Raw genomic sequence first — 13,389 nt, 5'->3', positions numbered from 1 at the left:
TCATGTCGTACCCGGAACAGGTGTATTGGGGAGAGGGCGGCGAGGTCAGCGCTGATTTCCGCCCGTCGAGCACCGGACCCGATGTCGGTGAGGCCGGTAAGGACGCCGTTCACTACCTGGCGACCACGACCACCACACGAGGCGAGTTCGGGCTCTATCGAGTCGAGATGAGGGCGAAGGCAGGCGGCCCCAGGACTCACTTCCACAAGTCCATCTCGGAGTCCTTCTACATCCTCGACGGCACCGTTCGCCTCTTCGACGGCGCGCAGTGGATCGATGCGCGGAAGGGCGACTTCCTGCACGTGCCGCAGGGCGGGCTGCACGCCTTCCGCAACGACTCCGACGCCCCGGCCGAAATGCTGCTGCTCTTCACCCCGGGCGCACCGCGTGAGGAGTACTTCGAGAAGGTGTCGCAACTGGCCGATGCCACGGACGAGGAGCGCGCCGAGTTCTTCGACAGGCACGACTCGTACTTCGTGGAGTAACCGACTGTCAGAGTCCGTCTGAGCGGCCATGAAGTGGCACTTCACCCCCGGGGGCAGGTTCCCGGAGGTGGCTCAGCCGGGCCGGGCCCCTCGGCTTCGGCCCGCGGCAGGGCGTCGAAGTGTTGGACGACTGGTGCTCTTCCTTGACATGACGAACGAGCCGCGGGACGTACGGGGAGCGGATCTCATCCCCCGGGCCACGGGTCCCGGGCCCCGTCTGCTGAACGTCGTCGACGGCGGCGGACCCACCGGCGCACCCAAGCGTGTTGTCCAGCTCGACGCTCTGTGGCTGACCGGCGCGCCAACAGGTCCACGCCTCGTGAGAGATGTGCCGCGGCAGCCGACTGCCGCGTGTTTGCCGAGTGTTCCGCTCCCCCATTGCTGCGCGGTCCGGCTGTCGACGGGTTCAGTGGGGCATCAGCAGCATGACGACCGTTCCCAGGGTGGTCGATCCGTCCCGGAAGTGGCTGTACGGCTGCCCGACGGTGGAAGGGTCCACGCTGTCGACGACTGTGTCCGCTGCCGTGCGCAGCGTGGGCATGTCGCGGGTCAGCGACCACAGCGCGCACGCCAACAGGTACAACGCCAGCACCACGGTGATCGCGTCACCGGCTCTCGATCCCGCTCCGGGGTGACCGAGATGGGCTGCGTGGTGCACGGCCGGGAGCCCCTCGGCCAACGTCTCGTGCGACGAGCCCGCCATGGGGTGGGTCATCCAGGCCATCGCGGCCATGCCGGCCGCGTACGGCAGCCTCCTCGCGGTCGCGGCCGGTCGGGACTCCCGACAGCGACGGACCGCGGTCAAGGGGAACCACAGCGCGGCGGCCGCGAACAAGGCCGTCTGCGGCAGCTCGGGCAGCGCCCGGCCCCAGCTCCACGGCATCACCGCCATGGCCAGAGCCATGGCGGTGTGCAGGAGATGGTCGACGCGGGCGCGCCATCCCGCGCTCCGTGGCAGGACGCCGTGCCGCAGCCCGTGGACGGCCGCAGCCGCGAACAGCGCCGTCAGCATGCAGTACACGACGTCAGTGGCACTCATGCCGTGTCGCGCCCTCCCCACGGAGCGGACGAGCTCCGTGGGCAACGGGCGGCCTGTGCGGGCAAGGTCGCAGGTCAGACGGTGGGGCGAGGGGCGCGCAGGTGGGCCCGCTCGACCAGCTCCGCCTCGTCGACCAGTTCGAGCATGGGCTTGCCAGGCGCACACATCATGGTCACCACGAACTCGGTCCGCGCATCGGTCAGCGCGTTGCCGTCCTGGTAGTGGATCACGTCGCCGCCCGGTTCCCAGAACGTCCCGCCGGCCTTGACGACGCGCTCGGGCTCGCCCTCGAGCTCGAAGCGGACCGCGCCTTCGATGACGTACCCGAAGGCGGGACCCGAGTGGCGGTGCGGAGGAGTTCCCGGGTCGCCGGGCTCCCACTCGATGTGCACGGTCATCGCCGAGGCACCTTCGGGAACGGTGATCGGCGAGGCGTCCTGCAGCATCTTGGCCGCGGTCATCCAGCCTTTCGCCCCTGTGTGCTCGCCGGTCTCATGGACATGTGCTGTCTGGTTCTCCGACACTGTGTTGCACCTTCCGTAGGTTCCACCACGTGCACAGGGATGACCGGATGCACCGCGGATTTGTGACATGGGTGACCGCTACCGCGCCCCGTCCTCTCCCCGTACCCGTCGGCCTGTGCCGGGCAGTGCCGTGCAGTGTCACAACGGCAGCGCGAACACTGTCAGAGATGTAGTGAGCGGGGTGAATCCACCGCCACCGCCACGAAGGCACCAGCGGGGTCACCGACGTACACGCCCCCTTCTTCGGCGCGGTGCTCGAGGAGCGGACGCTGGTCCCCCGGACGGACGCGCACCTGGCCCACGGAACCGTCGCCCGGTGGCTCGCGCGCCGGTGACTCCACCCGGTGATGCCCACCATCACCGGGCACAGCTTCTGCCGGCCGGGGCACCGACGGCTCGCGCGTGCCCGCGGCCGGCACCTTCCTCTCCTCACTCCCTCAGAACCCATCTTTGAACCTCTGCTGATCTCGTATACAAGCCCCGGTGGAGTGCTCGGTGCACACAGACCCCGCTCTTCGTGGTCCCAGCGGTAGCGGCAGTCGAGCTCAACAAAGTCGCGACGGTAAACCAGAGGCGGTCTCGACCGCCGCCTTGCCCGTATTCCGGTGTGCGCGGCGGCCGTTCCTTGTGGGGCAAACGACCGGCAGACTCGGCGACCGGGCCGGGCTACTGTGCCCGTCGTACGGGGCTGACACCGGCCATGGCGGTCGCGTGAAGCGGCGCGACCTTGAGGCGGTGCACCACTGACGAAGTTCCCTGCACGGATGCCACAGTCCGCAACCCGCGATGACCCTCAGGTCCATGGACGGGGCCGGAGAAAGGGAAGTGAGCGGGCAGCCTGGCCATCGGTCTTCTCCGGGATCATGCGCAAGATGCCCCGGCGCCGCAGTCACTTGGGGCACGGGCTGTTGCAATACCCCTTGCCGGCCGCAGCGCTGCAAGGCTTCGTGTGGGGCCGGCCCGGACCGACCCGCGGAATGCGGATCTTTGCCAGCACCGTCGGGAACTGGGTGCAGCCCGCCCACACAAACCTGCAGTAAGGGCGCGGTATGTGCCGCTCCTTGAAGAAGTCATTTCCCTATCCCGCCCCGCAGCGGCGAGACAGTTAAGAGGACAACAAATGCGACCTGCCTTGACGAGGACATTCGTTAGCGCTGCCACCATCATCGGACTCGCCGCCGGAAGTCTGGCGGGCGCGACCGTCAGCTCTGCGGCATCCGAGCCGACCGCCAGGCCTGCGGCGAGCACCCAGGACGTTTCCGTCCTCGCGGTGAACAATCTCGGCCTGACCGTCGGTCGGGCGAAGAACTGGCAGTGCTTTCTGACCCGCATGGGTTACCCGACCTATGAGCACAACGGGCTGCTGGGCAAGGACAGCTGGAAGGCCGCGCAGCGGATGTTCAACAGGCGTGGCTTCAATGGAGGTACCAGCTTGGTCGTCGATGGAATCGTCGGACGCTACACGATCAAGGCGTTGCAGCGCTACTTGAACACTTTTGGCTTCGGCCTTGCCGTTGACGGAATCGTCGGACCGAAGACCTTGGATGCCTTCTGGGAATTCAACGGCGTGCCTACTGACGGTCCCCAATGTTTGTGAGACGCCATCCGCTTATCGATCACGGGGCTGGTCTGGTCGAACAGGGTTCCTGATCGGGTGATCGCGTGATGGCCGGCGCATGGCAGCAGGGCTTCTTGGTAGTTCGGGGGTGCGATCCCATCCGAGTACCAGGAGGCCCTGTTGCCGCGGTCTCTCGCGCTCGCGTGCGTGGGGCCCAACTCGCTGCCGCCGTCGTGTGACTGCCTCGCGCACAGGTTCGGCAGCGCGGCGGACGGGCCGGAGCGCACTTCGAGCTATGTCTCCGATGTGACAGAGGCGGAGTGGCGGGTGCTGCGGCCGTTGTTGCCTGTTCCGGCCTGGCTGGAGGGGCGGGCGGCCGGAGGGCAATTCCCACCGTGTGATGCTCGACGCGGTGCGCTATGTGGCCGACAACGGCGTGAAGTGGGCCAACCTGCCTGCGGACTCCCCGCGGTATCGGCGGATGCATGCCTTTACCGCCATTGGCAGGTGACGGGCCGGCTTGCCGAGCTCCACGACCGGCTCCGGACGCGCGTGCGGGGACAGCTCCGCCAACGCACGGTTGGTCCTCCGCTCCCGCTGCCCGGCATGTGCGGGCTCTCGGCGAGCGACTGCCGCCGTACTCAGACAGCGATGACCCACGACAGAAAGGCCACCATGAGTGCGGTGCGGAGCGACGAGCGAGCGTCGCCCCGCACCGCCTGGGGCCGGGCAGCAGGTCTGGGCCGTCGCCGATCAGGCCGTCACGGCAACGGGTCCTCTGTCGCCGCGGGCGCACTGCGGCGGGCGCGGACGAGCGCGATGACCGTGTCGGCGGTGCGGTCCAGGTGACTGCGGCCGTCGGGCAGTTGGGCCGTCGGGCTGATGTAGCTGCGCGGCCCGACGTGGGTGGCCGGGTCGAGCCGGTGCACGGTGATCTTCCCGGCGCGGACGGCCCGGTTCCATCCGCTGCGGCGGAACAGCCGTCGGCGCTGCGGGAAGATCCAGCTGCCGACCCGTTCGATCCGGTCGTTCGCGCTGGTGAGTTGGTGCACGTGCTCGGCATGGGTGAGGTCGTTGGCGCCGTTGTGGAACCCGCCGAACATGATCAGCAGGAGCGGGGCATGCAGTTGGGTGTGCAGTTCGTCGACCGCGCCGGTGGCGACCTGCGCGCCGCCGCTGTAGCTGAGCAGCACCACGGGGATACCGCTGCCGGATTGGTACCCGGCGAGCCGGAGCTGGGTGGCGATCTGGGAGCCGACGGCCCGGTTGTACAGAGGCCGGTAGCGGTGGTCGGCGGCGACGAAGGTCTGCATGACGTTGTGCAGGAACAGCAGCAGCCCGACGCGGCGGCGCAGCCACGCCCACACCGGCCGGTCGGCGAGCGGATCGGCAAGCGGCGAGTAGGGCTGCACCTGACCCAGTACCCGCAGTTCCGGTGCTCCGGCGAGCACGGCCTTGACCAGCTGGCCGCCGTCCCGACTGTCACGGACTCGGCGTTTGCCGATGCCGTCCAGGTAGACCAGGTAGGCGTCCGGGGGGCCCTCGGGGGCCGCGCCCCTGGCGTAGGGCACGCCCTGCGGAAGCTCGGTGGTGGGGGTCCGCCAGCCCGCGCCGTAGGCCAGCACCTCGTAGCGGGCCAGCAGACCTTCGGCGAGCAGCGCCGGCCCCAACGCGCCGGCCCAGAGCAGGAGGTCGTTCATGCGATCGCCTCCGGTGTCCCGGTCTCACTGATCCTCACGACCAGTCGCCGCACAGCCTCCACGGCGACTCCCAGCCCGGCCCCGGCGAGGGCCACGCAACCGGCGGCGCTCCACCAGCCCATCCCGGTCGCGGTGGCGAGCGGGCCGGACAGACCGGCCCCGACCCCCACGAAGAGCAGCAGGTGGAGGAAGGGCCCGAGCAACGGGAACGCGAGGACGGCCGCGAACACCAGCGGGGCGACCAGGCCCGGTGTCCAGACCAACTCGGCGCCTGGCGGTGGAGGAGCCAGCACCAGTTCGGCCAGGGTCCAGGCGGTCAGCGGCCACAGCGCGAGCACCGCAGCCTCGACAAGCCCGGCGGCCAGCAGCAACCCGGCCACAAAGGGCCGCGACATGCCGGGCCGGCGCACGGCCAGCGGCATGATGCGTCCGGCGGCCTCCGACACTCCGGCGAGCAACAGCAGTGCGACGACGGCGGCGGACATCGCTCAACCTCGCTGTGACGGATCGACGGGAGCCGGCTGACCGACGGGGTCGGCCGGATGCGGATACCGCTCGAGTTCGTCGGCGGCGCGCCGATATCCGCCCGCCTCGTGCTGGGCGGCCTTCAGGGTGGTCGCGGCTGCCTGGAACCGGGGGTCGTGCAGCAGGCGCCGGGCGAGGGCGTGCACGGAGCGCTTGTCGACGTCCTGGGTACGGATCGACAGGCCGGCGCCGAGCTCGACGACGCGCCCGGCCACCACCGGCTGGTCGGCGCCCTGCGGGACCACCAGCATCGGAACCCCGGCGTACATGGCCTCGTTGACGCTGTTCATCCCGCCATGGGTGACGAACAGCGCCGCGCGGGCCAGTACCTCCGGCTGGGGCACGAAGCGGCGGGCGAGCACGTTGGCCGGCAACGGGCCCAGCTCATCGGGATCGGTCTGTCCGGTGGAGACGACCACGGCGCCGCCCAGTGGGGCGAGCGCGGTGGCGAAACTGCGCAGCAGTTTGGGGTCGGCGTTGAACACCGTACCCAACGAGGCGTACAGCACCGGGTCGTGCAGCCGGTCGGCCGGGAACGACGGGTCGTCGGGGCGGGCGCCGATGCTGGGGCCGACGAACCGGTACGAGTGGTCGAAGTCATCGACGGCGAGCTGGAACTCCCGCGAGGTGTACACCAGGTTGAGCGGCTGACGGATGTTCCCCAGGTCGAGCAGGGGCAACCCCCGTGTGTCGAAGCGGCGGCGCAGCTGCCGGCGGGACCGCAGATAGCTCCGGAGGCTGCGGGGCCGAGCCGTCGCCGCGGCCAGTAGGGCCCATGAACCGCGGGTGGGGCTGGGGACATGCCGGTTGAAGGCGAACGTGGTGAACGACGACGCCGCCGGCACCTGGAGTTCGCGGGCGGCGACCGCGCCCCACAGGCAGGCGCTGTCGTGGACGATCAGGTCGGGCCGGACCCGGCGCAGGTCGGTGAGCACAGCGGGCAGCAGGCGCAGGGTGGTGCGGGCGAGCGCCTCCATCAGCGTGAGCGGCGTCGGCGGATCGGGGATCGACTGTTCGCCCCCGGGGTAGACGTACACGGTCGCGCCGGTGGCCTCGATCTCCGCACGGAACGCGGGCGAGGTGTAGTACGTGACGGAGTGGCCGCGCCGGACCAGCTCGGCCACGACCGGCAGCGTCGGATTGACATGGCCGTGCATGCCGATGTTGAGGAACGCGATGGTACTCACAAGCCAACCCCCAGTGCGGTGGAGTTCGGTGTCCCAGTGGGACCGGCCGCTGTCGTCGGAGCCTCCTCGACCCGGTACAGGCCCGGCCCGCTGACGCGCAGCCCGTCGATGAAGCGCCCCGCCGTCCGGGACGCGGTGCTGATCAGCCGCTGGGAATGGCCGAAGTCCCACGGGGCGGGCCAGACCTCGGTGCCGGTCGGCAGTACGACGGTCGGGATGCGCCGGGCCACCTCGTGCAGGTCGCGCTCGATCTGATGGTGCAACAGCAGCAGCCCGGCCCTGGCGGCGATCGCGCCCGCACGTCGGCGCGGGACGGTCACGGGCAACGGCGAACTCTCCGGCCCGGTCGCCACCACGACCACGCTGGCCGCCCCGGCCTGCTGGGCCGCCAGCACCGGGACATAGGCGACCACCCCGCCGTCCACGAACGTGCGGCCCCCACGGTCCACCGGGGGCAGGATGCCGGGAATGGCCGCGCTGGCCAGCAGCGCGGACTCCAGGTCCCCGTGGTCGAGCAGTGCCGGAGCGCCGGTGGCCAGGTCCATGGCCACCGCGGTGAACGGCACCGCCAACTGCTCGATCCGCGACGGCAGCCCGGCCCGGGCGATCAGTCGGCGCAGACCGCGGTCGGTGAAGATACTGGCCCGTGAGAACAGGTAGCCGAGCTGATACACGTCACGGCGACGCAGCTCGGTCCACACGTGGTCCAGCCACGGCGCGGCCCGGTCGGGATGCGCGGCCGCGATGGCCCCGTTCAGTGCGCCCACCGAAGTTCCGATGATCATGTCCGGGATGAATCCCCGTTGCTCCAGAGCGTGCCCGACGCCCACATGTGCCGCTCCGAGTACGCCACCGGCGCCCACCACCACGGCCACGGGACGGGGAAGGGCGCGCAGACCCGACGGTGGCGCGCTCCCGGGCAGCCCGCTCGACGACAGTGGGCGCGCCCCCTGCTCACTCGTCCCGGTGCTACGCCTCTCGTGCCCGCGACCAGCCGCCGAACCGTCCCCACTGGAACCAGAGCGTGGTGATGAGGCCGGCTTCCGGCGGCGCGTGACTTTCATGATCCACCTCTCATGTCCACGGCGACACGGCGTGTTCGCCAACTAGGACCGGATGGCCACGCGATCTGTGACAGGCCGACACTGTTCGCAGGAAGTGGTAGAAGCAGCGCGCCTTCCCCTCCGACTGCCTCATCTCCCAGTGCCAACGACTGACACTGTTCGTGGACCTGAGTATGAGCTGTCCAGGGTTACCGCCACACACCTTCTGTACCGGTTGTAGCATGGGCGGTCTCTGGGCCTGAAGGGACACAAATGCACGCTGGGGATGACGCCGACTCTCTTGAGAAGGCGACGAGGGACTTCGTCGCAGCGCGTCCGCAGCTCTTCGGGATCGCCTACCGCGTGCTGGGCAGCGCCGTGGAGGCCGAGGACATCCTCCAGGAAGCGTGGGTGCGGTGGCAGAACGCCGACCGCACGGACATCGTCGAGCCGGCAGCCTTCCTGGCCACCGTGACCACCCGGCTCGCGATCAACATGGCCCAGTCCGCCAGGGTACGGCGGGAGTCGTACGTCGGACCGTGGCTTCCCGAGCCGATCAACACGAGCCTGGACCCGCAAGTGGGGGCGGAACGGGCCGAGGCGGTCGAGCTGGCGGTTCTCCTCCTCCTGGAGAAGCTGAACCCGGTGGAACGGGCCGCCTACGTCCTGAGGGAAGCGTTCGACTACCCCTACCGGCAGGTCGCCGACATCCTGGAAACAAGTGAGGCCAACACCCGCCAGTTGGTGAGCCGTGCGCGCAAGCACCTGGCCACCGAACGCAGGGAACGTGTCAGCCGGACTGAGCATCAGCGCCTGCTGGGAGCGTTCCTCACCGCGGCGCAGACGGGCGATCTGAGGGCGCTCGAGGACATCCTCGCAGCGGACGTCGTCAGCTACTCCGACGGCGGAGGAATGCGTGGCGCATCGCGGATCCCGGTCATCGGACGTCCGCACGTCTCCAAGTACCTTGTCGCCTTCGCGCCGCGATTCTGGCCGCAGTCGGACATCCGCTGGGTCGAGGCCAACGGCCGCCCGGCCGTGCTCGTCCGATCCGGTGGAAGCGCTGTGGCGCTGCTGTCCGTCGACGCGTCGGCGGAAGGGATCGACCGGATCATGTGGGTGATGAACCCGGCCAAGCTGTCGCCCTATGTGGCGTCACTGGACAACTGAGCACCTCTCGAACCGGCCGGAACGACGCGAGGCCGGCCGGGTGTCACAAGACAGTGACTTGTCGGTCAACCAGTCAATCGGAACCTGCGGTTTCCCAAGACTAGAAGGACAGACAACGTGACGATTGTCATGGACGGCACAGTCAGCGCTGCCTGCGGCGGAGTGCATGGCTGTGCCTGCCGAGGGAAGACTTCTGACGGGGCGGGCGGGCCCGGCCGTCTCCGCCACACTGCCCGCTCCGTACGTGCTGTCGGGTCTCTGCCAGGACGTATCTGCAACGATGCTGGAGTAACGCGGTGACTGAGCACATCAAGTTGCCCGAACTGTCCACCGACGAGGGCTTCGACGGTGAGTCCTTCTCCGCCATCTACACGACGACGGTGACCGTCAGTGGCGGTGTGGCCGGACACGGGCGAGCCTCGGGCCGGGCGCGGTCGGCCGACGGGGCCCTGGGCCTCGACCTGCACATGCCTGCCGAACTCGGTGGCGACGGCCGGGGAACCAATCCCGAGCAGTCGTTCGCCGCCGCCTTCGCAGCCAGCTTCCACGGCGCCCTGAGCCTGGTGGCGCGGCAAACGGCACTCGATCCGGCCGTGATCTCCATCGAGGCGACCGTGGCATTGGGCCGGGATCCGGGTGGCGGCGGCTACTTGCTTCGTGTCGATCTGGTGGTCAAGTGGCCGGATATCCCTCCGCAGATCGCCGCACCCCTCATCGAGAAGGCCACCTCGCTGTGCCCCTACGCGAGGATGGCCCGGGAGGGAACCCCGACGACCATCACGCTGGCTCCCTAGCCAGGGCGTCTTCGCCCGGCCACCACCCCCGCGGCTGCCGTGTACCACCGTCCGGTCGGTACACGGCACCGCCCTCCCGCGGCGAGGCGGACCAGGCCATACGCGGGGAGGCGTGGGGAGCCTGGTCAGCGCGGTGCTCCCTGGAGCGCTTCTGGTCGTATGACCGGGGAGCCCGTGATGTTGTGACAACGCCTCGAACGTCGCACTCCGACGGATGTCACAAACAGCGGGATCGGCCGGTCGTACTGGGTGACGACCCAAGCGATCGGAGCAATCGTGGCTATCACCGAACGACGTCTGTCCACCATGGTGCTGGTGATCGGTACGGGCGGGGCCGGCCTGCGGGCGGCGATCGAGCTGGCCGAGGCCGGTATGGACGTCCTCGCCGTCGGCAAGCGCCCCAAGGAGGACGCCCATACGGCTCTGGCCGCCGGGGGTATCAACGCGGCCCTGGCCACCATGGACCCCGAGGACAGCTGGCAGCAGCACGCCGCGGACACGCTCAAGGAGAGTTACCTGCTCGCCGATCCTCGTACCGCCGAGATCGTCACCCAGGGCGCCGCCCTGGGCATCGACGACCTGGAGCGCTACGGCATGGCCTTCGCGAGGGAGGAGGACGGCCGTATCTCCCAGCGCTTCTTCGGTGCGCACAAGTTCCGGCGCACCGCCTTCGCCGGTGACTACACGGGCCTGGAGATCCAGCGCACGCTCATCAGGCGGGCGAGCCAGTTGAAGATCCCCATGCTCGACAGCGTCTACATCACCCGGCTCCTGGTGCACGACGGTGCCGTGTTCGGGGCGTACGGCTTCGACCTCACGGATGGACAGCGCTACGTGATCCACGCCGACGCCGTCATTCTCGCGGCGGGCGGCCATACTCGCATCTGGCGGCGCACGTCCTCACGGCGCGACGAGAACACCGGCGACTCCTTCCGGCTCGCCGTCGAGGCCGGAGCACGGCTGCGCGACCCGGAGTTGGTCCAGTTCCACCCCTCGGGCATCATCGAGCCGGAGAACGCGGCCGGCACTCTCGTCAGCGAGGCCGCACGGGGTGAGGGCGGCATCCTGCGCAACGCCCACGGCGAGCGGTTCATGACCCGCTACGACCCCGAGCGCATGGAACTGTCCACCCGCGACCGGGTGGCCCTCGCCTCCTACACCGAGATCAAGGAAGGACGCGGCACGCCCAACGGCGGGGTATGGCTCGACGTCTCCCACCTGCCCCGGCAGACGATCATGAACCGGCTGCCCCGGGTCTACCAGACGCTGCTGGACCTGCAGATGCTGGACATCACCCGCGAGCCGATCGCGATCGCGCCCACCGCGCACTACTCGATGGGCGGGGTCTGGGTCAGGCCCGAGGACCACAGCACCGACGTACGCGGTCTGTACGCCATCGGCGAGGCGGCGAGCGGCCTGCACGGCGCCAACCGGCTCGGCGGCAACAGCCTCATCGAGCTGCTGGTCTACGGCCGCATCACCGGGCAGGCGGCCGCCGCCTACTCGGAGTCACTGACCGCGCAGCCGCGCTCGGCGTCGGCGGTGGCCGAGGCCCGGGCCGAGATCGACGAGCTGCTCACGGCCGACGGACCGGAGAACGTCCGTGCCCTGCAGCGCGCCATCCGCAACACCATGACCGAGCACGCGGGCGTCGTACGCGACGAAGAAGGACTGCGCGCCGGGCTGGCCGAACTCGGTGTGATCGAGAAGCGGATGGAGGCCGTCGGCGTCCATCCCGACATCGCCGGCTTCCAGGACCTCGCGCACGCCTTCGACCTCAAGTCCGCCGCCCTCGCGGCCCGGGCCACGCTCGAAGCGGCACTCGAACGCCGAGAGACCCGCGGCTGCCACAACCGCAGCGACCACCCGGACATGGATCCCGCGCTGCGGGTCAATCTCGTATGGTCCCCGACGACGGGAATCACCCACGAGAGCATCGCCCCCGTCCCGGACGAGATCGCCCCTCTCATGGAAGAGGTCTCGACCGCTGGAAAGCTCGTGGAGTAACCCGCCGAATTCGCGTTTCGGCATGAGGAAATCGACACCTGCCGGCCTTGCCGAGGGAATTTCGGACTCCATCCGGCTTCCGTGTCACAAATGCAGTCACTGTCCTGTCTTTCCTGGTGAAGACAGAATTGGCCGGTGCAGCCGAGCCGCTCTTCGCACCACGCCCGCTGCACATGGGAAAACTCCGAGAGGATCCACATCATGAAGGTCGTAGTCATCGGCGGAACCGGACTCATCGGCTCAAAGCTGGTTGCCAAGCTCAACGAGCACGGCCACGAGGCGGTTCCGGCCGCGCCCAACACCGGCGTCAACACACTGACGGGTGAGGGCCTGGCCGAGGTTCTGCAGGGTGCCTCCGTCGTGGTCGACGTCTCGAACTCCCCCTCGTTCGCGGACGCCGCCGTCATGGAGTTCTTCCGCACGTCGACCACCAACCTCCTGAAGGCGGAGGCGAACGCCGGCGTGACCCATCACGTGGCGCTCTCCGTGGTCGGCACCGACCGGCTCCAGGAGAGTGGGTACTTCCGTGCCAAGCAGGTGCAGGAAGAACTGATCAAGGCGTCCGGCATCCCCTACTCCATCGTCCACGCCACCCAGTTCTTCGAGTTCGCGAAGGGGATCGCCGACACGGCCACCGACGGCGACACCGTGCGTCTGCCCGCCGCGAAGATCCAGCCCATCGTCTCCGACGACGTGGCCGCGGCCGTTGGCCGTACCGCGGTCGGCGCCCCGGTCAAGGGTGTGGTGGAGGTCGCGGGCCCCGAAGCGTTCCCGATCGACGAGTTCGTCCGCAAGGGGCTCGCCGCCAAGAACGACCCCCGCGCGGTGGTCACGGACCCGCATGCCACGTACTCGGGTGCCAAGTTGCAGGAGACCACGCTCCTGCCGGGGCCGGACGCGCACCTCGCCGGGACCAGGTTCGCCGACTGGCTCGCACAGCAGCAGTAAGCCTTCGGCAGGAGGGTGGCCCCTGTCTCCAGGGGCCACCCCGTCTCCGGCCGGTCCTCGACATATCGGCCTTTTCCGGCGGAGGACACATGACGACCCCGGCATCCGAGAACCGACCCTCCATCGCAGCCACCGTAGTCTCCCTGGCGGCCGAGGCCGGCGCGCTGGAAACCCGCGCCGTCGAACTGCGCCAAGCACTCGCAGACCTTGACGAGCAGATGCGCGCCGTGTCCAACCGGCTGCGGCAGAACCGACGTTCAGCGGTTCTCCCCGGAACCACCAGCAGTGAGGGGCTCTCGGACGACAACAACAGCGACTACTCGACGGTGACGCACTGACGGCTGTCCCGGCAGGGTGAACGGTGGCTGTGGCGTGGGGGGGGGGGGGGGGGGGGCGCCCCCCCCCGCAA

The 13,389-nt window shown here is 69.3% G+C and carries 14 protein-coding genes; 8 read left to right on the top strand and 6 right to left on the bottom strand.

What is annotated here, in order from left to right; translation table 11 throughout:
• Positions 1 to 2 precede the first annotated feature (2 nt).
• Positions 3 to 485 carry a cupin domain-containing protein gene (locus AB0I18_RS16015; RefSeq protein ID WP_363106077.1) on the top strand — a complete coding sequence of 161 codons (483 nt, stop codon included), beginning with the start codon at positions 3 to 5 and terminating at the stop codon, positions 483 to 485.
• A 406-nt stretch (positions 486 to 891) separates the two neighbouring features.
• Here AB0I18_RS16015 and AB0I18_RS16010 read toward each other — a convergent pair whose 3' ends face one another.
• A complete protein-coding gene (locus AB0I18_RS16010) occupies positions 892 to 1,524 on the bottom strand; it encodes a DUF5134 domain-containing protein (protein WP_363106076.1) in 633 nt (210 codons plus the stop codon).
• A 74-nt stretch (positions 1,525 to 1,598) separates the two neighbouring features.
• A complete protein-coding gene (locus AB0I18_RS16005) occupies positions 1,599 to 1,985 on the bottom strand; it encodes a cupin domain-containing protein (protein WP_363106174.1) in 387 nt (128 codons plus the stop codon).
• Positions 1,986 to 3,168: 1,183 nt separating this feature from the next.
• On the opposite strand from AB0I18_RS16005, the gene AB0I18_RS16000 reads away from it, so the two are divergent.
• Together AB0I18_RS16000 and AB0I18_RS15995 are read left to right on the top strand one after the other, a co-directional pair.
• Complete coding sequence (locus AB0I18_RS16000) at positions 3,169 to 3,645, top strand: peptidoglycan-binding domain-containing protein (protein WP_363106075.1); 477 nt, start codon at positions 3,169 to 3,171, stop codon at positions 3,643 to 3,645.
• A gap of 361 nt (positions 3,646 to 4,006) precedes the next feature.
• Complete coding sequence (locus tag AB0I18_RS15995; RefSeq protein ID WP_363106074.1) at positions 4,007 to 4,117, top strand: hypothetical protein; 111 nt, start codon at positions 4,007 to 4,009, stop codon at positions 4,115 to 4,117.
• 250 nt (positions 4,118 to 4,367) lie between these two features.
• Here the strand turns inward: AB0I18_RS15995 and AB0I18_RS15990 are convergent, their stop codons facing one another.
• Genes AB0I18_RS15990 through AB0I18_RS15975 form a run of 4 tightly spaced genes read right to left on the bottom strand, consistent with a single transcriptional unit; the run spans position 4,368 to position 7,881 of the window.
• Positions 4,368 to 5,306: a hypothetical protein gene (locus AB0I18_RS15990; RefSeq protein ID WP_363106073.1), complete on the bottom strand. Its 939-nt coding sequence runs from the start codon at positions 5,304 to 5,306 to the stop codon at positions 4,368 to 4,370.
• Entirely contained in the window at positions 5,303 to 5,791 is a 489-nt protein-coding gene (locus AB0I18_RS15985; RefSeq protein ID WP_363106072.1) for a hypothetical protein, read from the bottom strand. Before AB0I18_RS15985 ends, AB0I18_RS15990 begins: the two co-directional genes overlap by 4 nt.
• 3 nt (positions 5,792 to 5,794) lie before the next feature.
• Complete coding sequence (locus tag AB0I18_RS15980; RefSeq protein WP_363106071.1) at positions 5,795 to 7,018, bottom strand: macrolide family glycosyltransferase; 1,224 nt, start codon at positions 7,016 to 7,018, stop codon at positions 5,795 to 5,797.
• Positions 7,015 to 7,881 (bottom strand): patatin-like phospholipase family protein, encoded by an 867-nt coding sequence (locus tag AB0I18_RS15975; RefSeq protein ID WP_363106173.1) that lies wholly within the window; start codon positions 7,879 to 7,881, stop codon positions 7,015 to 7,017. The genes AB0I18_RS15980 and AB0I18_RS15975 overlap by 4 nt, the downstream gene beginning before the upstream one ends.
• Before the next feature lie 453 nt (positions 7,882 to 8,334).
• Between AB0I18_RS15975 and AB0I18_RS15970 the strand changes: the two genes are divergently transcribed.
• The 5 genes from AB0I18_RS15970 (at position 8,335) to AB0I18_RS15950 (ending at position 13,318) form a co-directional block, all read left to right on the top strand.
• Positions 8,335 to 9,231: an RNA polymerase sigma-70 factor gene (locus tag AB0I18_RS15970; protein WP_363106070.1), complete on the top strand. Its 897-nt coding sequence runs from the start codon at positions 8,335 to 8,337 to the stop codon at positions 9,229 to 9,231.
• 296 nt (positions 9,232 to 9,527) lie between these two features.
• Positions 9,528 to 10,025 carry an Ohr family peroxiredoxin gene (locus AB0I18_RS15965; protein WP_363106069.1) on the top strand — a complete coding sequence of 166 codons (498 nt, stop codon included), beginning with the start codon at positions 9,528 to 9,530 and terminating at the stop codon, positions 10,023 to 10,025.
• 306 nt (positions 10,026 to 10,331) lie between these two features.
• Positions 10,332 to 12,032: an FAD-dependent oxidoreductase gene (locus AB0I18_RS15960; RefSeq protein ID WP_363106172.1), complete on the top strand. Its 1,701-nt coding sequence runs from the start codon at positions 10,332 to 10,334 to the stop codon at positions 12,030 to 12,032.
• A 201-nt stretch (positions 12,033 to 12,233) separates the two neighbouring features.
• The gene (locus tag AB0I18_RS15955) at positions 12,234 to 12,980 is read left to right on the top strand and encodes an SDR family oxidoreductase (RefSeq protein WP_363106068.1); all 747 of its coding nucleotides are present in this window, start codon (positions 12,234 to 12,236) and stop codon (positions 12,978 to 12,980) included.
• A gap of 89 nt (positions 12,981 to 13,069) precedes the next feature.
• A complete protein-coding gene (locus AB0I18_RS15950) occupies positions 13,070 to 13,318 on the top strand; it encodes a hypothetical protein (protein ID WP_363106067.1) in 249 nt (82 codons plus the stop codon).
• The last annotated feature ends 71 nt before the right edge of the window (positions 13,319 to 13,389 follow it).

The organism is Streptomyces sp. NPDC050704 (genome assembly GCF_040654355.1).
Lineage (GTDB): Bacteria > Actinomycetota > Actinomycetes > Streptomycetales > Streptomycetaceae > Streptomyces.
This window is presented reverse-complemented; position numbering and strand designations above follow the sequence as displayed.

Excerpts from the sequence above, each read along its gene's own strand:
- AB0I18_RS16015 (WP_363106077.1), top strand. The coding sequence starts at position 3 with ATGTCGTACCCGGAACAGGTGTATTGGGGAGAGGGCGGCGAGGTCAGC.
- AB0I18_RS16010 (WP_363106076.1), bottom strand. The coding sequence starts at position 1,524 with ATGAGTGCCACTGACGTCGTGTACTGCATGCTGACGGCGCTGTTCGCG.
- AB0I18_RS16005 (WP_363106174.1), bottom strand. The coding sequence starts at position 1,985 with ATGACCGCGGCCAAGATGCTGCAGGACGCCTCGCCGATCACCGTTCCC.
- AB0I18_RS16000 (WP_363106075.1), top strand. The coding sequence starts at position 3,169 with ATGCGACCTGCCTTGACGAGGACATTCGTTAGCGCTGCCACCATCATC.
- AB0I18_RS15995 (WP_363106074.1), top strand. The coding sequence starts at position 4,007 with ATGCTCGACGCGGTGCGCTATGTGGCCGACAACGGCGTGAAGTGGGCC.
- AB0I18_RS15990 (WP_363106073.1), bottom strand. The coding sequence starts at position 5,306 with ATGAACGACCTCCTGCTCTGGGCCGGCGCGTTGGGGCCGGCGCTGCTC.
- AB0I18_RS15985 (WP_363106072.1), bottom strand. The coding sequence starts at position 5,791 with ATGTCCGCCGCCGTCGTCGCACTGCTGTTGCTCGCCGGAGTGTCGGAG.
- AB0I18_RS15970 (WP_363106070.1), top strand. The coding sequence starts at position 8,335 with ATGCACGCTGGGGATGACGCCGACTCTCTTGAGAAGGCGACGAGGGAC.
- AB0I18_RS15960 (WP_363106172.1), top strand. The coding sequence starts at position 10,332 with ATGGTGCTGGTGATCGGTACGGGCGGGGCCGGCCTGCGGGCGGCGATC.
- AB0I18_RS15955 (WP_363106068.1), top strand. The coding sequence starts at position 12,234 with ATGAAGGTCGTAGTCATCGGCGGAACCGGACTCATCGGCTCAAAGCTG.
- AB0I18_RS15950 (WP_363106067.1), top strand. The coding sequence starts at position 13,070 with ATGACGACCCCGGCATCCGAGAACCGACCCTCCATCGCAGCCACCGTA.